Annotated in this window: 17 protein-coding genes; 8 read left to right on the top strand and 9 right to left on the bottom strand. The window is 73.6% G+C overall.

Annotated elements, in window-relative coordinates:
* Positions 1 to 113 precede the first annotated feature (113 nt).
* The 6 genes from ligD (DFJ69_RS06305) (at position 114) to DFJ69_RS06330 (ending at position 4,980) form a co-directional block, all read left to right on the top strand.
* Positions 114 to 1,094 carry a non-homologous end-joining DNA ligase gene (gene ligD, locus DFJ69_RS06305; protein ID WP_245974071.1) on the top strand — a complete coding sequence of 327 codons (981 nt, stop codon included), beginning with the start codon at positions 114 to 116 and terminating at the stop codon, positions 1,092 to 1,094.
* Entirely contained in the window at positions 1,087 to 1,986 is a 900-nt protein-coding gene (gene ligD / locus DFJ69_RS06310) for a non-homologous end-joining DNA ligase (protein WP_116021609.1), read from the top strand. The genes ligD (DFJ69_RS06305) and ligD (DFJ69_RS06310) overlap by 8 nt, the downstream gene beginning before the upstream one ends.
* Before the next feature lie 105 nt (positions 1,987 to 2,091).
* Complete coding sequence (locus DFJ69_RS06315) at positions 2,092 to 3,417, top strand: dihydrolipoyl dehydrogenase family protein (protein ID WP_116021610.1); 1,326 nt, start codon at positions 2,092 to 2,094, stop codon at positions 3,415 to 3,417.
* 284 nt (positions 3,418 to 3,701) lie between these two features.
* Positions 3,702 to 3,914 carry a hypothetical protein gene (locus tag DFJ69_RS06320; RefSeq protein ID WP_116021611.1) on the top strand — a complete coding sequence of 71 codons (213 nt, stop codon included), beginning with the start codon at positions 3,702 to 3,704 and terminating at the stop codon, positions 3,912 to 3,914.
* A 122-nt stretch (positions 3,915 to 4,036) separates the two neighbouring features.
* Positions 4,037 to 4,657: a TetR/AcrR family transcriptional regulator gene (locus tag DFJ69_RS06325; protein ID WP_116021612.1), complete on the top strand. Its 621-nt coding sequence runs from the start codon at positions 4,037 to 4,039 to the stop codon at positions 4,655 to 4,657.
* A 95-nt stretch (positions 4,658 to 4,752) separates the two neighbouring features.
* Entirely contained in the window at positions 4,753 to 4,980 is a 228-nt protein-coding gene (locus DFJ69_RS06330) for a DUF3107 domain-containing protein (RefSeq protein WP_116021613.1), read from the top strand.
* On the opposite strand, the gene DFJ69_RS06335 is transcribed toward DFJ69_RS06330, so the two are convergent.
* The 5 genes from DFJ69_RS06335 to DFJ69_RS35335 all read right to left on the bottom strand — a co-directional run bounded on the left by DFJ69_RS06335 (position 4,977) and on the right by DFJ69_RS35335 (position 12,704).
* Positions 4,977 to 6,707 (bottom strand): serine/threonine-protein kinase, encoded by a 1,731-nt coding sequence (locus tag DFJ69_RS06335; protein WP_116021614.1) that lies wholly within the window; start codon positions 6,705 to 6,707, stop codon positions 4,977 to 4,979. The genes DFJ69_RS06330 and DFJ69_RS06335 overlap by 4 nt on opposite strands.
* Before the next feature lie 4 nt (positions 6,708 to 6,711).
* Positions 6,712 to 8,541: a serine/threonine-protein kinase gene (locus tag DFJ69_RS06340; protein ID WP_116021615.1), complete on the bottom strand. Its 1,830-nt coding sequence runs from the start codon at positions 8,539 to 8,541 to the stop codon at positions 6,712 to 6,714.
* A gap of 4 nt (positions 8,542 to 8,545) precedes the next feature.
* Positions 8,546 to 10,321 (bottom strand): serine/threonine-protein kinase, encoded by a 1,776-nt coding sequence (locus DFJ69_RS34845; protein WP_211328527.1) that lies wholly within the window; start codon positions 10,319 to 10,321, stop codon positions 8,546 to 8,548.
* Between the two features lie 77 nt (positions 10,322 to 10,398).
* Positions 10,399 to 12,093: a serine/threonine-protein kinase gene (locus DFJ69_RS06350; RefSeq protein ID WP_116021616.1), complete on the bottom strand. Its 1,695-nt coding sequence runs from the start codon at positions 12,091 to 12,093 to the stop codon at positions 10,399 to 10,401.
* Between the two features lie 395 nt (positions 12,094 to 12,488).
* Positions 12,489 to 12,704: a hypothetical protein gene (locus DFJ69_RS35335; protein WP_245974072.1), complete on the bottom strand. Its 216-nt coding sequence runs from the start codon at positions 12,702 to 12,704 to the stop codon at positions 12,489 to 12,491.
* Here DFJ69_RS35335 and DFJ69_RS06355 point away from each other — a divergent pair.
* Positions 12,633 to 14,282 (top strand): DEAD/DEAH box helicase, encoded by a 1,650-nt coding sequence (locus DFJ69_RS06355; protein ID WP_425453416.1) that lies wholly within the window; start codon positions 12,633 to 12,635, stop codon positions 14,280 to 14,282. The genes DFJ69_RS35335 and DFJ69_RS06355 overlap by 72 nt on opposite strands.
* Positions 14,283 to 14,315: 33 nt before the next feature.
* Here the strand turns inward: DFJ69_RS06355 and DFJ69_RS06360 are convergent, their stop codons facing one another.
* The gene (locus DFJ69_RS06360; protein ID WP_116026440.1) at positions 14,316 to 15,002 is read right to left on the bottom strand and encodes a glycerophosphodiester phosphodiesterase; all 687 of its coding nucleotides are present in this window, start codon (positions 15,000 to 15,002) and stop codon (positions 14,316 to 14,318) included.
* Positions 15,003 to 15,415: 413 nt separating this feature from the next.
* Here DFJ69_RS06360 and DFJ69_RS06365 point away from each other — a divergent pair, with 413 nt between their 5' ends.
* Positions 15,416 to 16,297: an alpha/beta fold hydrolase gene (locus tag DFJ69_RS06365; protein WP_116021618.1), complete on the top strand. Its 882-nt coding sequence runs from the start codon at positions 15,416 to 15,418 to the stop codon at positions 16,295 to 16,297.
* Between the two features lie 4 nt (positions 16,298 to 16,301).
* Here DFJ69_RS06365 and DFJ69_RS06370 read toward each other — a convergent pair whose 3' ends face one another.
* From DFJ69_RS06370 to DFJ69_RS06380, 3 genes are read right to left on the bottom strand one after another with little or no spacing between them, the layout of a single operon-like run.
* Positions 16,302 to 17,207, bottom strand: a complete 906-nt coding sequence (locus DFJ69_RS06370; protein ID WP_245974074.1) for a RecB family exonuclease — start codon at positions 17,205 to 17,207, stop codon at positions 16,302 to 16,304.
* Positions 17,208 to 17,217: 10 nt separating this feature from the next.
* On the bottom strand, positions 17,218 to 17,922 hold the full coding sequence (locus DFJ69_RS06375) for an MBL fold metallo-hydrolase (RefSeq protein WP_116021619.1): 705 nt from the start codon (positions 17,920 to 17,922) through the stop codon (positions 17,218 to 17,220).
* A 35-nt stretch (positions 17,923 to 17,957) separates the two neighbouring features.
* A complete protein-coding gene (locus DFJ69_RS06380; protein ID WP_116021620.1) occupies positions 17,958 to 18,602 on the bottom strand; it encodes a DUF6758 family protein in 645 nt (214 codons plus the stop codon).
* Between the last annotated feature and the right edge of the window lie 13 nt (positions 18,603 to 18,615).

Genomic DNA, 18,615 nt, shown 5'->3' on the forward strand with positions numbered 1-18,615 from the left:
AGGACTCCCTACCCAGGGCTTTCTTCCCCCTAGCCTCGCAACCTGCTTCGATTTGCGCCATATGTCCGGTTAGTTCCCTTTCTGGGCACGTCGGGACGGGGTACACCTCCTCTATGCCCTCTCTGACCATCCCGTGGCCGGTGCCGCCGATGACGGCCGTCACCGGCGACCTGCCGGAGGACGCCGACCGCTGGGGCCTCGAGCTCAAGTGGGACGGCGTGCGCGTCATCGCCTCCGTCACCGACACGGGCGTGCGGGCCGTCGGCCGGCGCGCCGCCGAGGTCACCGGCCGCTACCCCGAACTGGGCGGGCTCGCCGACCTCGTCCAGGGCCGCGACGCCGTGCTGGACGGCGAGATCGTCGCGTTCGAGGAGGGTCGTCCGAGCTTCGAACGGCTCCAGCGCCGCATGCACGTCGCCCGCCCCGACCCCCGACTGATCCGCGAGGTCCCCGTCCGCTACGTGGTGTTCGACGTGCTCCATCTCGACGGCCGCTCCCTCCTCAACACCCCGTACGCCCGACGACGGGCCCTGCTGGACGGCCTCGAACTGGCCGCCACCGGCCCCGTCGAGGCCCCGCCGTACCTCCACGCCGCCGACGCCGGACAGGTCAAGGAGCTGGTCGCGTACACCTGGGACGAGGGACTGGAGGGCATCGTCGCCAAACGGCTCGACTCCCCCTACCGCCCGGGCCGCCGGGTGGACTTCTGGCGCAAGGTCAAGAACTTCCCCACCCAGGAGGTCGTCGTCTGCGGCTGGAAGCCCGGACGGGGCCGCCGCGAGGGCGGGGTGGGCTCCCTCCTCCTCGGCGTCCACGACGGCAAGGGCCGGCTGCGCTTCGCCGGGCACGTCGGCACCGGCTTCACCGACCGCGCCCTGGACGAGATGTACGAGCTGCTGTGGCCCCTGCGCCGCCCCACCAGCCCGTTCGACGACCCCGTCCCCCGCGAGCACACCCGTGACGCCCAATGGGTGGAGCCCCGTCTCGTGGGGGAGGTCGCCTACAGCATGTGGACCAGGGACGGCCGCCTCCGCGCCCCCTCATGGCGCGGCCTACGCGACGACAAGGACCCGCTGGAGGTCGTTCATGAGTAAGGTCCGCGTGGACGTCGACGGGCGGGCGCTGTCGCTGTCCAACCTCGACAAGGTGCTGTACTCCGGGCACGGCTTCGCCAAGGGCGAGGTCATCGACTACTACACGCGGATCGCGCCCGTCCTGCTCCCGCACGTGCGCGACCGACCCGCGACCCGCAAGCGCTACCCCGACGGCGTGGACGGTCCCTCGTTCTTCGAGAAGAACGCGCCGTCGCACACGCCGGACTGGGTGCGGACCATGAACCTGCCCACCCCCGGTAGCTCCACCGGCCGGGAGTCGCTGGACTTCGTCATGATCGACGACCTGCCGACGCTGGTGTGGCTGGCCAATCTCGCGGCACTGGAGCTGCACGTCCCGCAGTGGCGGGTGGGCCCGCGCGGCAAGGCGCACCGGCCCGACCTGATGGTGTTCGACCTCGACCCCGGGGCCCCCGCCACGATCGTGGACGCCTGCCGGGTGGCCTGCGCCCTGCGCGACCTGCTCGACGACGACGGGCTGCCCTCCTACCCCAAGACCAGCGGAAAGAAGGGCCTGCACCTCTACGTGCCCGTGCGCGAGAGCGACCGGACCTCCGAGTACGCCAAGGAGGCGGCGCAGCGGCTGGAGGCGGCCGACCCCGACCGGGTGGTCAGCCGGATGGAGAAACGACTCCGCAAGGGCAAGGTCCTCGTCGACTGGAGCCAGAACAACCCCGCCAAGACCACCGTCGCCCCCTACTCGCTGCGCGCCGCCGAGGAGCCCACCGTGTCCGCCCCCGTCACCTGGGAGGAGGTCGAGGGCTGCGACCGACCCGCCGATCTGGTCTTCCGCGCCGACGATGTGCTGACCCGCGTGGAAGGGCACGGCGACCTGCTGGCCCCCCTCTTGGAGCAGGGCCCGCCGCTCCCCTGAGGCGACTGTGCGTTATGTGTTCGAATGGGCACGCAGCGAGGCCGTGATTCCGCCACCATGTCCCTGCGGGGTCTTCGAGATGAACGGTGTCGGAAGGGAACGCGGGTGTCGGTGACGAAGAGCCACCACTACGACGTCGTGGTGCTGGGCGGGGGAACGGCGGGCGAGCTGTGCGCCCGGGAGCTGGCGGCGGCGGGACGCGAGGTGGCGCTCGTCGAGAACCGGCTCATCGGCGGCGAGTCCCCCTTCTTCGCCTCCGTGCCGTCCAAGTCGCTGCTGCACGCGGCGCGACGCGGCGAGACGTGGGAGACGGCCATCGCCCGCCGCGACGAGCTGACCTGCGAACTGGACGACGCGCCCGCGACGGCCCGACTGGAGGAGTCGGGTGTCACCGTCCTGCGCGGGTACGGGCGGATCGCCCGCGCCGGCGTCGTGGAGGTCGACGGCGCCGCGTACGGCTACGCGGACCTGGTCGTGGCCACCGGCAGCGAGCCGGTGGTGCCCGAGGTCGAGGGGCTGGCGGACGCCCCCGTCTGGACCAGCGACGAGGCCCTGACGGTGCCCGACCTGCCGCGCCGCCTGGTGGTGCTGGGCGGCGGCCGGGTCGGCTGCGAGCTGGCCCAGGTCTACGGCGCGTTCGGGTCCCAGGTCACCCTGGTCGAGTCCGCCCCGGCCCTGCTGGCCGAGGAGGCCCCGTTCACCGGCGAGTTGCTGGCCGACGCGCTCCGCCGGATGGGTGTCGACGTGCGGACGGGGGCCGCGCCCGCCAAGGTGGAGCGGTCCGATCCGGGCCTGCGGCTGTGGCTGTCGGACGGCTCGCTCCTCGACGCCGACCGCGTCCTGGTCGCCACCGGCCGCCGGCCCCGCACCCGGGGCGTCGGCCTGGCCGCCGTCGGCGTCACCACCGGTCCGGGCGAGCCGCTGCGGATCGACGAGACCTGCCGGCTGCACGGCCGCGACGGTCTGTGGGCCGCGGGCGACGTCACCGGCATGAAGACCGCCCACGCCGCCGCCTACCAGGCCCGGGTGGTCGCCGCCAACGTCCTGGGCAAGCGCCGGACCGCCGACTACCGGGCCCTCCCGCGCACCCTGTTCACCACCCCGTCCGTGTACGCCGTCGGCGTCTCGCCGCGCCGGGCCGAGAACGAGGGGATGGATCTGCTGTCGGCCGGGTACGATCTCGCCGCCACGGTCCGGGGCCGGGTCGAGGACGCCGGGCCCGGCCGGGTGGAGCTGTACGCGGACCGTTCCACGGGCAAGCTGGTCGGCGCCGCGGCGGTCGGCCCGTACGCTGAGGAGTGGATGGGCGAGATCGCACTGGCGATCAGGGCGGAGGTCCCGTTGAGCGTCCTCACCGACGTCGCCCACGCGTTCCCGACGTACGGGGAGGCCGTCGAGGCGCCACTGCGCGAGCTCGCAGATCGGCTGTGAGAGCACGGACCGCCAACGGCAACCACCGAGGCATCATTCGCAGCACACCGACCACCGGTACAACAGAACACCAGCCACCGGCACAACGGCACAACGAACATCAACACCGGCGCAACATCAACCGCCGGTCGCAACATCCACCACCGGTACAACGGCAACCACCCACCAATGCCCGGTCCTTCAGGCGGGCGGCCCGGAGCGCCAGCGCAGGGCCGTCCGCCTGAAGCTCCCAAGACCGGGCGCGGGGGGTGTAGGGGGGTCGCCCCCCCACAAGGAGAGAGAGCATGAGCGAGATGGACCGGATCGAGCCGCGGGTCGAGGACCCGGAGCCGAGGGCCGACGAAGCGCCCGAGGCGGACGCCGCGGAGCAGCGGGCGGCGCTCACCGACGGGGAGGATCGGGCGGGCGAGCGCACCGAGGTGCCGTTCGACGCGAACGAGGCCGACACGGCCGAGCAGGATCGGGTCGTGGAGTTGGACGAGGACGACTACCGTTGACGCGCCGGCCGATCACGCCCGCGGTTCGCAGATGACCGGTGAGGTTACCGGCGCGTAGGATGATGCAATCGACACCGGAGGCGGCGCCCCCGCGCCGCCGATCAACGCGATCGGAGAGTGTGGTGACCGCGACCCCGGACGCCCGCCCACGTGGCACGAGGCTGCCTCGGCTGGCCCGCAGGCGGCAGCTGCTCGGCGCGGCCCAGGAGGTGTTCGTCGCACAGGGCTACCACGCCGCCGCGATGGACGAGATCGCCGAGCGCGCCGGCGTGAGCAAGCCGGTGCTGTACCAGCACTTCCCCGGGAAGTTGGAGCTGTACCTGGCCCTGTTGGACGAGCACGCCGAGGGCCTGGTCAAGACCGTGCGGGACGCGCTGGAGTCCACCACCGACAACAAGCGCCGCGTGCAGGCCAGCATGCAGGCGTTCTACGACTTCGTCGCCGGCGAGGGCGAGGCGTACCGGCTGGTCTTCGAGTCGGACCTGCGCAACGTGGCCCCCGTCCGCGCCCGGGTCGAGCGGGCCAACCACCAGTGCGCCGAGATGATCGCGCGGGTCATCGCCGAGGACACCCAGGCGCCCGCCGACGAGGCGTTCCTGCTGGGCATGGGCCTGGTGGGGATGGCCGAGGTCAGCGCCCGGTACTGGCTGTCGCAGCACCGCGCCATCCCCAAGGACACCGCCGAGAAGCTGATCGCCCGACTGGCGTGGCGCGGCATCTCCGGCTTCCCCGTCGCCGGCTGATCGCCCCGTACGCTCCTGGCGTACCGCCGATCCGGTTCCGTCCCATCGTTCCCATGCGACCATCGAAGCCGGGCGGTCCTTTCGGAGGGAGCACAGTGCAGGTACGCATCGGGGTGCAGTCGGTGCCCAAGGAGCTGGTCATCGAGACGTCCCAGTCGGCCGAGGAGGTCGAGCGGGCGCTGGCGGACGCGCTGGCCGTCGACAACGGGGTGCTGGTGCTGCGCGACCAGCGCGGCGGACGGGTGGCCGTTCCCGCCCGCCGGGTGGGTTACCTGGAGATCAGCGAAGAGGAGAACCGCGCCGTCGGGTTCGGCACCCTCTAGGGCAGCAGCGCGGCGATCTCCGGTCGCAGCAGGTCCTTGATCCTCGTGTACGGGACGGTCGCCTCGTAGGTGTTGCAGCGCACGATGGCGGCCGCCTGCACGACGTTGGCGGGCAGGCTGGTGCTGGTCATGACCTGCAGCCCGGTGGCGCCGAAGTACACGCTGAACGACGGCAGCCCGGAGAACTGCCCCGCCCCCTGGAACAGCTCCGCGGCCGAGATCTCGCCGGGGACGCACACCTCGGAGTCGGTCATGACGAGCCACGGCCTGCCGAGCCGCGCGAACAGCGTCCCGGTGCCCGCGTCGGTCAGCACGTGGGGTTTCCACAGCTCGGCGTGGGCGTAGGCGCGTCCGGTCGTCGGGTTCACCGTGACGGCGTGCCGGCGGGGTCCTCCCACGATGAGGTCGTCGAGGTTCCACGACAGCTCGTACCGGGCGGAGATCAGGCGCGGGTCGCTCAGCCCGATCTCCACCGTGGAGCCGACGACGGGTCGCGCCCTACCCACGTACTCGATGGACGCGGCGATCACCGCGTCCAAGGGCCGGCGCAGCGCGGCGTTGGTGCGCCGCCGCAGCAGGGGGTCCTGCACCCCCGAGGCGATCTCGACGAACTGCGCGTCCCGGACGGGCACGCCGTTCACCACGCTGTCGAGGCCGGCCAGGCCGACGGTGACCGGGGGCGGGCCGCCTCCCGCGTCCTCCCCTCCCGAGACCGCGTACGCCGTGACGCCCACGGAGCCCACGGCGAGCGTCGCGCCCGCCACCGCCAGGGCCGTCTTGCCGCCGAACGCGGCCAGGAGGCCCGTGCCCGTGGCGGCCGTCGCCCCGCCGACGGCACCGGCGCCGGGCGTCGTCAGGGCCGCTCCCAGAGGGAACAGCGACGCGAGCGCCACGGCCCCCATGGCCAGCGCCCGCACGCCCCGTTGCTCCCAGTCCGGCCCGTAGGCCGTGACCGCGGCACGTTCCAATTCCGCCACGAACACCGTCGCCCCCGGTGGCCTCAGCGCCGCGTCCTTGGACATGCCCGCCGCCACGAGGGGACGCAGCGGCTCGGGCACGGCCTCCACCGGGACGGCGTCCATCAGGTGACCCCGCATGAGCGCCGCCCGTTCTCCGGCGTCGAACGGGCGGCGGCCCGTCACGCACTCGAAGAACACGCACGTCGCCGCGTAGATGTCGGTGGCGGGCATGGAGGGCCGCCCCTCCCACTGCTCCGGCGCCATGTAGGCGGGGCTGCCGGAGCGGGAGCCCGCGCCGTCGAGCGCGGCGGCGATCCCGAAGTCGATGAGCTTGCTGAGCCCGTCGGCCCGCACGACCACGTTGGCGGGCTTGTAGTCGCGATGCACGATCCCCACGGCGTGCGCGGCGGCCAGCCCCAGCAACGAGCCCTTGAGGACCACGAGCGCCGCCTCAGGGGGCAGCGCGCCGTGTCGGGCCAACAGATCCTTCAGGGAGACCCCGTCGATCGCCTCCATGACCAGCGCCGCGCCCTCCTCGGTGGCCACGAAGCGGTGGAGCCGCACCACGTGCGGGTCGGCCACCTTGGAGAGCAGCAGGGCCTCGTCGCGCAGCCGCCCGAGGGCCGCTCCGTCGTCGTCGGCGCGGATCAGGTACTTGATCGCCACGTGGGAGCCCGACCGCGGATGCCGGGCCAGCACCACGCGGCCCTGCCCTCCGGCCCCCAGCTCCCTGATCTCCTCGAACTCGTCCAGTCGCCAGGCGTGCAACGGGTCAGGACCTCCTCGGGGCCGGCGTCCCGGCGGACAGCATCTCGACGAACTGCGGCTTCATCAGGTCGCGGACCCGGTCCAGGCCGACCGTGTACGTCTCCAACTGGCAGAACTGGCCGCCCTCGGTGCTCACCGACACCGTCATCCCGGCCTTGGTGAACGCGATGCCCACCGGCGCGTCGCCGCCTCCCCCGGCCTTGGGTCGCAGGTCGGCGGGTTTCAACCGGGCCGGCGGGCGGCAGGACTCGCCGGTCGCGTCCGCGGTCGGCGTCGGCTTGGGAACCCGGGCCCACAACCCGTCCACCCCCGCCGGCGTCAGGGTCTCCGCGCGGAACATGTCGTCCACGGTCAGCGCCCTGCCGTCGCGGAGGTCGACCGTGGAGGTGACGGCCCAGTCGGTGATGAAGTCGCTGTTGCACACCCACCCGACGCGCACCGCGTACCGGACGGACACCAGCCTGCCGTTCGCCAGCCCGGGGAACGCCTTGGACGACAGTCCCGCGCCCGGGCACCCGAACCGGCTGGGCCTGCCCATCTGGGGGTCGTTCCGGACGGTGGTGTGGGCGATCTCGACGGCGCGGTTCAGCGGGCCCTGGAGGGTCGCGTTGACGCGGCGTTGGACCGCCGGATCGGTGTGCCCGTCGATCCGGACAAAGCGGGCGTCGCCCACGATCAGCCGCCGTCCGCCGGGCGCGTTCAGCGTCCGGGCGGGCAGGGTCGGCGTGGCGACGCTGACGTTCTGCAGGGCGAGTCGGGCGGGTTCGTCGGCGTCGTCCCGGGCGAGCAGGGCCGCGCCGGTGCCCGCGCCGACCGCGAGGGCCGTCGCGACGACGGCCATGGTGACCTTGGCGCCCGTCGCGGCGAGAAGGCCGGAGCCCGCCGCCGAGCCTCCCCCGGCCATCGAGGACGCCCCCGCCGCGCCCGCGCCGACGGCTCCGGCCGCGCCCGAGGCCCCGGGGATCAGCGCCGCGCCCAAGGGGAACAGCGCGGCGAGCGCCACCGCGCCGGCGGCCAGGGTGCGGACGCCTCGCTGCTCCCAGTCCTCCCCGTACGCCTCGGTCGCGATCGTCTCCAGTTCCGCGACGAACGCCGCCGCGCCGGGAGGGCGCTGCGTCGCCTCCTTGGCCATGCCGCGCCCCACCAGGGGCCGCAGCGGCTCGGGCACGGCCTCGACGGGCACCGGGGCCATCAGGTGCCGCTGCATGAGGGCCACCCGGTCCTCGGCCGTGTACGGTCTGGCGCCGGTCACGCACTCGAAGAACACGCAGGTCGCCGCGTACACGTCGGTGGCGGGGGTGGCGGGCTGGCCCTCCCACTGCTCCGGCGCCATGTAGGCGGGGCTGCCCGCCCGTGAGCCGACCCCCGCGACGGCGGCGATCCCGAAGTCGATGAGCTTGCTGGCACCGTCCGCCTGGACGACGACGTTCGCGGGCTTGTAGTCGCGGTGGATCACCCCGACGGCGTGGGCGGCGGCCAACCCCAGCAGCGACCCCTTGAGGATCACCAGCGCCGCCTCGGGCGGCATCGCCCCGTTGCCGGCCAGCAGCTCCTTCAGGGAGACGCCCGGCACGGCCTCCATGACCATCGCCGCGCCCTCGTCGCTCGACACGAACCGGTAGAGCCGGACGACGTGCGGGTCGGGCACGCGGGCCAGCATGACCGCCTCCTGCTTGAGACGCTCGACGGCCTCCTCGTCGCCGTCGTTCCGGATCAGGTACTTGATCGCCACGTGGGCGCCGGACCCGGGGTGCCTGGCGAGCACGACGCGGCCGTGCGCGCCGATGCCGAGCTCCTTGATCTCCTCATAGTCGGCCAGTCGCCATGGGGTCACCGGGTCACGACCTCTCCGGACGCGGCGCGGTCAGCGCCGTGATCATTTCGGGCCGCAGCAGGTCCCGCGCCCGTTCGTGGGGCAGGGTGAGCGTGAGGCCCTGGGGGCAGGGAAGGCCGCTGGAGAAGACGAACTCCAGTGCCGTCGCGGTGAACGTGAGCCGCACCCGGGGCTCGTCCCCTTGGAACCAGGCGGGTTGCAGCGGCGGGTTGTAGCCGCACTCCCGACGATCAGGGGTGGCGGGCGGCAGCCGGCTCGTCAGGCCCGCCAGCCCGGCGGCGGTCAGGGACGCCGGGCGGAACACGTCGGCGGCCCCCAGCGCCCGCCCGTCGCGCAGGTCGACGGTGGCGGTGACGGCGTACGGGGGGTCCTCGTCGGCGATCGAGCAGGTGCGCCGGTCGATCGTGTAGCGCACGGACACCAGGCGGGGGCCGCCCAGCCGAACGTCCATCCGGCTGGTCAGGTCGGCGCACCGCGGCCTGCTGCCGGGCGCGGAGCGGTCGTTCTCCACGTAGGCGCGGAACCTGCCGATCTCCCGCTCCAGAGGAGCCAGCAGAGCGGCGTTGGCCTGCCGCTCGACCGTGGTGCCGCCCAGGCCCGTCACAGTGGCGTAGCGGGCGTTCTGGACCCGCAGGACGGGTCTGCCGCCCGACAGCGGCACGGTGCGGTCGAGCGCGTCGGCGACCACGCTCACGCGCCGGACGGGGGCCGGGTCGTCGTCGGTGACCGCCACGTAGGCCCCGGTGCCCGCGCCGGCGACCGCCGCCGTGGTGGCGACGGCGACCACGACCTTGGCGGCGGTGGTCGCCAGCAGGCCCGACCCGGTGGTGGCGGACGCCTGTCCCGCGACGCCGACGCCCGCGCCCGCCGAGGCCGCCGTCCCCCCGAGCGCGCCGCCGCCGGCCGCGCCGATCATCGCCAGCGGGAACAGCATCGCGACCGCCGCCGTGGCGACGCCGAGCGCCCCCCAGCCGCGCGACTCCCAGTCCGAGCCGTACGCGCGGCCGGCGACGGCCTCCAACTCCGCCACGAACGCCTCCGCGCCGGGCGGGCGGGCCGTCGGGTCCTTGGCCATCCCGTGCGCCACCAGCGGACGGACGGGCTCGGGCACGGCCCCGCTCGGCACCGGGTCGTGGAGGTGCTGCCGCATGAGCGCCAACGCGTTCCCGGCCGTGTACGGGCGGCGGCCGGTGACGCACTCGAAGAACACGCAGGTCGCCGCGTACACGTCGGTGGCGGGCGTGGCGGGGCCGCCCTCCCACTGCTCGGGCGCCATGTACACCGGGGTGCCCGACCCGGACTGCGACCCGGCCAGCCCGGCGACCCCGAAGTCGATCAGCTTGCTGAGCCCGTCGGCCTGCACGACCACGTTGGCGGGCTTGTAGTCCCGGTGCACGACGCCGACCGCGTGCGCGGCGGCCAGGCCCAGCAGCGAGCCCTTGAGGACGACCAGCGCCGACTCCGGCGACATCGGCAGGTAACGGTCCAACAGCGCCCGGAGGGAGACGCCGTCGACCGCCTCCATCACGATCGCCGCGCCCTCCGGGGCCTCCACGAGCCGGTGCAGCCGCGCCACGTGGGGGTTGACGACCTGCGCCAGCGTGCGCGCCTCGCTGCGGAAGCGCTCCAGGGCCCGTTCGTCGCCCAGGCGCTCGGACGCGAGGTACTTGATCGCGACGAACCGCCCGCCGTCCTCGTCACGGGCGAGCACCACCCGCCCCTGGGCCCCGCTGCCGAGCTCCCGAAGCTCGACGAACCCGGGCAACCGCCACTCTGCCATCGCGTCCCGTCATTCACCCGTGAAGTGGACAGCCTTTGAGATATCACGCACCGCCCCGCCGCCGCCCCTGAAGGCTTTCAGGGACGTCCGGGCAGCACGGCCGCCAGTTGAGGCCGGATCAGGTCGCGGACGCTCCGGTACGGGAGGGTCGCGGCGAGGTTGTTGCACTCGGTGCCGAGGACGGACTGGTAGAACTCGATGCCGTCGGCCGTCAACAGGTGGCTGAACGGAGGCGGCTCCCCGGGGGTGGTGCGGGGGACCAGATGCGCTGCGTCCAGCTCCGGGGCGTCCTGACAGGTGGCGGGCGGCAGCCACCGCTTGTCGGCCGCCCTCCGGTTGAGCGCGGACAGCCACGACGCCGTGAGAACGGGCGGTTTCCACAGATCCCGCGGCTCGACGACCCTCCCCGTCCGGAGATCGACGGTGACGGCCCGGACCAGGTCCGTCGAACCCGCGCAGTTGCGGTCCACCTTCAGCCGGTAGGCCACCGACACCAGGACCGGCCCCCGCAGCCCGGTCTGGACACCGGACTGCACCCTGGCCTGCGGGTCGACCTCGCAGCCGGTCGTGAGCTGCCGCATGAGCACGACGGTGTCGTCCAGCGGCGTGCGCAGCGCCCTGTTGACCCGGGCCTGGAGGGCCGCGTCGGTCATTCCGCTCACCTGGGCGTACTGTGCCCCGCCGATCGCGAACGCCCGGTCCCGGAGGGCGGCGGGGTGGGCGGCGACGGCCAATTGCACGGCCTGGGGGCGACGCGGCTCCTCGTCGCGCACGGCGTAGACGCCACCGGCCGCGGCGGCGACGGCGGCGGTCGCCGTCACGGCCGCCGCCACCTTGGCCCCCGTGGTGGCCATCAGACCGCCCTGGGCGACCGCGACGGCGGCCCCCTGAGCGCCGGCGGCGGCCACCGCGCCCAAGGGGAGGAGTGGGGCCAGGGCCGCCGCGGTCACGGCCAGGCCGCGCACGCCCTTGTCCTGCCAGTCGCGCCCGTACGCCTCCTCGGCGATCCGTTCCAACTCGGTCAGGAACGGACGGGCTCCCGGCGGGCGCTGCTCCGCGCTCTTGGCCATGCCCGCCGCCACCAGCGGGCGCAGGGGCTCGGGGACGTCCTCCAGCGGGATCGGCTCCAGCAGGTGCCGCCGCGCCAGTTCCTCCTTCGTCTCGCCGGTGAACGGGCGGCGGCCGGTGACGCACTCGAAGAACACGCAGGTCGCCGCGTACACGTCGGTGGCGGGCGTGGCGGGACCGCCCTCCCACTGCTCGGGGGCCATGTACGCGGGGGTGCCCGCGCCGGCGCCCCGCCCGGCCATCGTGGCGACCCCGAAGTCGACCAGCTTGCTGAGCCCGTCCGCTTGGACGACCACGTTGGCGGGCTTGTAGTCCCGGTGGACGACGCCGACCGCGTGGGCCGCCGCCAACCCGAGGAGCGACCCCTTGAGGACCACCAGCGCGTCCTCGGGGGGCAGTCCGCCGTGCCGTTCCAGGATCGCCTTCAGGGAGACGCCGTTGACGGCCTCCATGACGATCGCCGCCCCGTGCTCGCCCTCCACGAAGCGGTAGAGCTCGGCCACGTGCGGGTCCGCGACCCGACCGAGCAGCACCGCCTCGCCGCGCATCCGTCGAAGGTGCTCCGGGTCGTCCCCTCGGGTCAGGTACTTGATCGCCACCGGCGCGTCGGAGCCGGCGGGCCTGGCCAGCACCACCCGACCGTGCGCGCCGCGCCCCAGCTCGCGCACCTCGTGGAACCCCGTGACACGCCAGTCGCCGTTCATGGGGACGATCATGGACGGTGCGGCGCGCCCGCCGCCACTGAAGGCTTGCAGGGATCTCGGGAATGCTTGGGGACGGACGAAGCGTTATCACGTGACAGCGGCTATTGGTATCGGGAAGCGACTGCCGGTACTATGCGTCGCGAAGTGTGACCGCACGCAGCCACGGACAGTGACTGCGATTACCCCTGACGGCGGTCGCCGAGGTACTGATTGACGGCTGGTCCCTCCCGCGCCCGCGCGCGGCCACAGGAAGCGATCGGCAGGAGCACAGAGGCCCTGCCGCTCCCCTTGATGAGGTCCGTGGCCTTCGCGAGCCCCGCACGGCGTGGCGAACCCCGCGAGGGCGCCGCCTCTGGCGGCCGCCCGAGCGCGGACCCGGGAGTGAGGACCCCGCACTACGGAGGCTGGAAGCCCTGACTACATTCCGTGAGCTCGGAGTACGCTCCGAGATAACAGACGCCCTCGAGGCCGAGGGCATCATCGACGCGTTCCCCATCCAGGCCCTGGCCCTGCCCATCGGGCTCGGCGGGCACGACATCATCGGCCAGGCCCGCACGGGCACCGGCAAGACGCTCGCGTTCGGCATCCCGCTGCTGCAGGGGATCGAGCACGGCGGCAAGGTCCCCCAGGCCCTGGTCGTCGCCCCGACCCGCGAGCTGGCGTTCCAGGTCACCGAGGACCTGTTGGTGGCCGGCGGCAAGCTGGGCACCCGGGTGCTGCCGGTGTACGGCGGCCGAGCCTACGAACCCCAGATCCAGGCGCTCAAGGACGGTGTCGACGTCGTCGTCGGCACCCCGGGACGCCTGCTGGACCTGGTCCGGCAGAAGCACCTGAACCTGTCCCAGGTCAAGGTGCTGGTGCTGGACGAGGCCGACCGGATGCTCGACCTGGGCTTCCTGCCCGACATCGAGCGGATCGTCGAGCTGGTCCCGGCGCAGCGGCAGACCATGCTGTTCTCGGCGACCATGCCGGGCGAGATCGCGGCGCTGTCCCGCCGCTACCTGACCCGACCCACCAACATCCGGGCCGAGTCGCACAGCGAGTCCGAGGCCACCCCGCAGGTGGTCCAGCACGTCTTCCAGGCGCACCAGATGGACAAGCCGGAGATGCTGGCCCGGCTGCTGCAGGCCGAAGGCCGTGGGCTGACCATGGTGTTCTGCCAGACCAAGCGGGCCTGCGACCGGGTCGCCGCCGATCTGGGCACCCGGGGCTTCGCCGCCGCCGCCGTGCACGGCGACCTGGGCCAGGGCCAGCGCGAGCGGGCGCTGCGCGCCTTCCGGGCGGGCAAGATCGACGTGCTGGTGGCCACCGACGTGGCCGCCCGCGGACTCGACGTCGACGACGTCACCCATGTCGTCAACTACGAGTGCCCGGACTCCGCGGAGACCTACGTGCACCGCATCGGCCGCACCGGCCGCGCGGGCAAGGAGGGCATCGCGGTCACCCTGGTCGACTGGAGCGACCTGTCCCGCTGGAAGCTGATCAACGGCTCGCTGGACCTGCCGTTCGCCGAGCCGCAGGAGACGTACTCCACGTCCGACCACTTCCACGAGGCGCTGGCCATCCCGGCCGGCTCCACCGGCACCCTGCCCAAGGCGCAGCGCGAGCGCGCCGGGCTGGCGGCCGAGGAGCTGGAGGACATCGGCGAGACCGGCAAGACCCGGTCCCGCGCACCCCGCGAACGCGACCGGGACCGCGACGAGGACCGGGAACGGTCCCGTCCCGCCCGCAAGCGCAACCGTCAGCGGGTCCGCACCCGGAGCGGCAAGCCCCTCGCCTCGGACGCCGCGAACGCCTCTTCGGAGGCCGTGGAGGTCGTGGAGGAGGCCCCGGCGACGGCGAAGGCCCCGGAGCCGGCCAAGACCCGCCCCACGAGGACCCGCGAACGGACGAGGGCCCGCGCGACCGCGGCCCCTGCCGAGACCCACGAGGCCCCGGCCGTTTCCGAGCCCGCCTCCGAGGTCCCGACCGTTCCGGCCGTTCCGACGGTCCCCGCCGTCCCGGTGGTGCCCGTGCACGAGCCGATCGTGCCGCCGACCGACGCGGTCAGCGGTGTCCCGATCGTGACGTTCCAGGCCCCCGACACGCCGGGGCTCGTTCAGGAGACGGTCTCCGAGCCGGCTCCGCAGCGCCAGAGGGCCCGGCGTCGCACCCGCGGCGGCCGGACGGCGGGCGACCTGGCCACCTGAGCCGCCCGTCGGATCGAGAGCGCGGCGAGGCGGTCAGCGGCCCTCGTCGCGCAGTGCCAGCGCCCGCCCGGGGTGGTCGGTGACCAGCACGGCCACCCGGGGGTCGCCGAGGAATCGGCGCATCAACGGCTCGGCGTTGACCGTCCACACCATGGCGGGGAACCCGGCGCGGGCGCACTGCCGCAGCACCCCGAGCCGCGCCAGCCGGTGGTTGAGCGCCACCATGTCCGCCCCGCAGGCGCGCACCAGCGCCAGCGGGGACAGGTCACGGACCGCCCCGCGCTCCCACACGCCGCGCCCCACCGACAGCGCCGTGCGCACCCCCGGGAAGTCCCGCTTGATCAGCCGGATCGACTCCGAGTACCGGGTGGTCACCACGAACCGCCCCTCCCCCAGCCGCTCCATCGCGAGCTCCACCGTCTCGTGTTCGGCGCCCCGCTCCTTGAGGTCCAGGTGACCGAGTGCCCGACCCGCGATCGCGTCCAGCGCGTCCCCGAGCAGCGGCACCGGCCGGTCGACGGCCGCCCGGACCCGCTCGTACGTGCACCGCGCCAACGGCAGCCCACCGACCTCCCGATCATGGTGGGCGACCAACTCCCCGTCCCCGGTCCGCCGCACGTCGATCTCCACGTACTCGGCCCCGGACCCCACCGCGGTGTCGAACGCGCCGTGATGGTCGCGGCGATGGGCGGAGATGGCCGTGGAATGAGGGGCTCGCATCGCCCCCAGCGTACGGAGCCCGAGCCACACCCTCACAGAAGACACCCCCGATCCCCCACTCAAGGCCAGACGCCATCCCCGTACGAACGGCGACCCAGGAGTGAACGGTGACCACCCACGTACGAACGGCGATCGCAAGCGTGCGAACGGCGACCAGCCGGGGGTGGTTTTGCCCGGTCCTTCAGGCGGGCGGCCCGGAGCGCCAGCGGAGGGCCGCCCGCCTGAAGATCTCCAAGACCGGGCGCGGGGGGCGTGGGGGGTCGCCCCCCACACGAAAGCACGTCGGGCGCGGGGGGCGTGGGGGGTCGCCCCCCACACGAAAGCACGTCGGGCGCGGGGGGTGTGGGGGGTCGCCCCCCCACAAGTAAAACGTCTGCTGTTGCGGCTCGGCGCGCTCTGTATGCTGGAGCCCCGTGAGTACGCCCCGGTTCTTGAACCTGCCCCCCGGTGTGCGCCGGACGGATATCGCGACCTCCCGCGGATCGTTCGCCGCTCTGGAGGCGTTGCCCGGTTCCGGCGTACCGGAACGCTGTCCCGCGCTGTTGGTGCCCGGTTTCACCGGCAGCAAGGAGGATTACATCGCCGTCCTCCAGACGCTCGCGCGGGCGGGCCGGCGGGTGGTCGCGATCGACATGCGGGGCCAGTACGAGACGGAGGGCCCCGACGACCCGGCCGCCTACACCTGTGAGGCCCTCGGCGCCGACATCTGCGCGCTGTTGGACACCCTGGGCCCGGACCCGGTCCATCTGGTGGGGCATTCCTTCGGCGGGCTGGTGACGCGGGAGGCGATCGTCTCGGGCGGCGCGCGGCCGCTGTCGTACACGCTGATGAGCTCGGGACCCGGCGCCCTCACCGGTCCGCGTGCGGCCGACGCCGGTTCGCTGTTGGCGACGCTGCCGCGGATCGGCCCGGAGCAGGTGTGGACGCGGCACATGGAGCCCGACGCGGTCGCCAAGGAGGTGCCCGCGGACGTGCTGGCGTTCCTCCGCGCCCGGATGCTCCGCAACTCCGTGCACGGGCTCCTCGGCATGGCCCAGGAGTTGCTGGTGTGCCCCGACCGGGTGGACGAGTTGGCCAAGGTGACCTCGGAGAGCGGTCTGCCGGTGCTGGTCCTGTACGGCGAGGACGACCACACCTGGGCCCCCGACACGCAGGCGGCCATGGCCGAGCGTCTGGCCGCCGCCAGGGTCGTGATCCCCGGCGCGGCGCACTCGCCCGCCGTCGAGGCCCCGGAGACGACCGCCAGCGCCCTCACCGACTTCTGGCGTCTCGCGGAGTACCCGCCGGTCCGTTGAGCCCCTAGCGGGTCTCCTCCTCGGCGGCCAGGGAGGCCCACGCGTCCTTGCGCGGGGCGGCCTCCCGGCCTTCGGGGCAGTGCCGGTTGTAGTCGCACCAGGAGCACAGGGGGCCCGGACGGGGCGGGAACGCCTCGTCGTACGGGGCGTGGTCGACGGCCGCGCCCTCGCCCTGCCGCTGGCGGGGCACCGACGGCCGCAGCCGGGTCCGGTAGGCGTCGTCGGCGGCCGACGCCTCGCCGGCGATCTCCTCGGCGCGCTGGATGTGCCGGTCGAGGGATTCGGCCGTGTGGTCCCAGGCCGCGACGGTGCCGGTCGGCAGGTGGTGCAGCTCGACGGTGCGGCAGGGGCGGCGCAGCACGCGGGACGCGGCCACGGCGTAGATCGCCAGTGCGAGCGAGCCCCGGGCGTCGTCGGGGGTGGGCGTGCGCCGTCCGGTCTTGTAGTCGACCACGACGAGTTCGCCGTCCCTGGTGTCGAGCCGGTCGATGCGGCCCTGGACGGCGATCCGCGCGGTCTTGGCGGCGACGGTCCGTTCGACGCCGAGCGGCTCGTCGGCGGGGTCGAGGCCGGACGCGTAGTCCTCGATCATCACGCGGGCGCGCTCACGCCAGGCGGCGGACTGTTCGTCGTCGCGATAGCCCTCGGTGAGCCAGCCGCGGATCAACAGCGTCCCGGCGGCTTCCGGCGTCCGTTCCGGGAGCGGCAGCCGCCACCAGGCCGCCAGCGCGTTGTGCACGGAGGCGCCGAGGCTGTTGTGCGCCCACGGCGGGCCCTTCGGCGGCGCCGGACGATCCAGGTAGGTCATCCGGTAGCGCCGGGGACAGTCCTGCCAGGTGTTCAGCCTCGACGGCGTGCAGGCGTACAGCCTTTCCGGCATGCCGTCGAAGCCGAGCTGCTCGGCGGGCACGACCGGGCGGTCAGTCTTCCTCGGTGGCGAGGGCGCCCCAGCTCTCCCAGCGGGCGTCCTCGTCGCCGACCGTGGTCTCCTCGCCCTGGCCGGGCAGCACCCGGGTGTCCTTGGGGAGGGGGGTCAGCAGGGAGCCGATGGAGTTGAGCTGCTGGCGCATGTCGCTGAAGACCCCGCCCACCGAGCCGGGACGGCCGCGGTGCAGCGTGTCGCCCGAGAACAGCACACCGAGCTGCTCGCAGTAGACGCTCACGCTGCCCGGTGTGTGCCCGGGCGTGTGCTGGATCTCCAACTGGACGCCGGCGATCTCGAAGATCCCGCCGTCCTCGAGCCAGATGTCGGGCTCCACGGACCGGAGCGCCTTGGCCTCGTCCTCGTCCTCCTCGCCCTTGGCGAGCTGGGAGAAGAAGTCGCGCCAGAGGATCCGGTCGTGGCGGTGCAGGGCGATCGGGGCCCAGTTCTCCTCGTCGTCCTCACCGGCGGCGGCCACCTCCAGCACCCCGTTGAGGTGCTGGTCGTTGCCGTCGGTGCAGATGACGGCCATGACCTCCCGCTTGCCGACCTCCTTGAGGATGGCCTCGGCGTCATGCGCCGGGTCGATCACGATGACCTCGTCGTCGTCACCGACGATGTAGGTGTTGCTCTCGACCTCGTACTCGGTGTCGTCCAGGGTGCACTTGCCCTTCGACACCACCTGTTCGATACGCGCGTCCACGGTCAGACCCTATCCCCTCCGCGCACCCCGGCGGACTACTCGTTCAGCCGCGGGCTGGCCGCGCCGTACGGGAGATCGAGGTCCATGCCGGGCTCGCGCAGGTCGAGCAGCTCGAGCCGGTCCAGCATGAGCACCCCCGCGTCGGCCGGCCACAGCACCGTCCACAGCCAGATCCCCAGGGCCTCGCCCACGTAGACGGCACGGTCGGGGCCGCCGTCCAACGCCCACAGCGCCACCGGGTGGGTGCGCGTCCCGTTGGCCCTGACCTGCGCCTTGGCGTGCGGGGCGCTGTCGTTGCAGCCCTTGCCCGCGTCGAACCCGTCCAGGCCCGCGTAGTACGCGCCCAGCCCGACGCCGGGCTCCTCGGCGATCAGCAGCATGTCGGCGGGGCCCTGGAGCAGGCCGGGGCCGGACAGGGCCACCGCGCAGGCGCGGGCGCCGCTGCGTTCGTCTCCGACGTCCAGGAATCCGGTGACCAGCCAGCCGGGCGGAAGCGGCCAGGGCGCCCACAGCGGCACCCGGGCATCGCGCAGGACGGCGGCCAGCCCCTCCGGGGACGGCCGCCGGGCGGGCTGCCTCGGCAGTACGGTTCCGTGCACCGCGCAGGCCCAGTCGTTCGACCACAGGCCCGGCGCGCGCAACGGCCCGCCGCACCGCGGGCAGGTGGGCTCGGCCCTCACGACAACCTACGGT

Origin of the sequence: Thermomonospora umbrina (assembly GCF_003386555.1) — a bacterium.
In the GTDB taxonomy this organism is placed as follows: domain Bacteria; phylum Actinomycetota; class Actinomycetes; order Streptosporangiales; family Streptosporangiaceae; genus Thermomonospora; species Thermomonospora umbrina.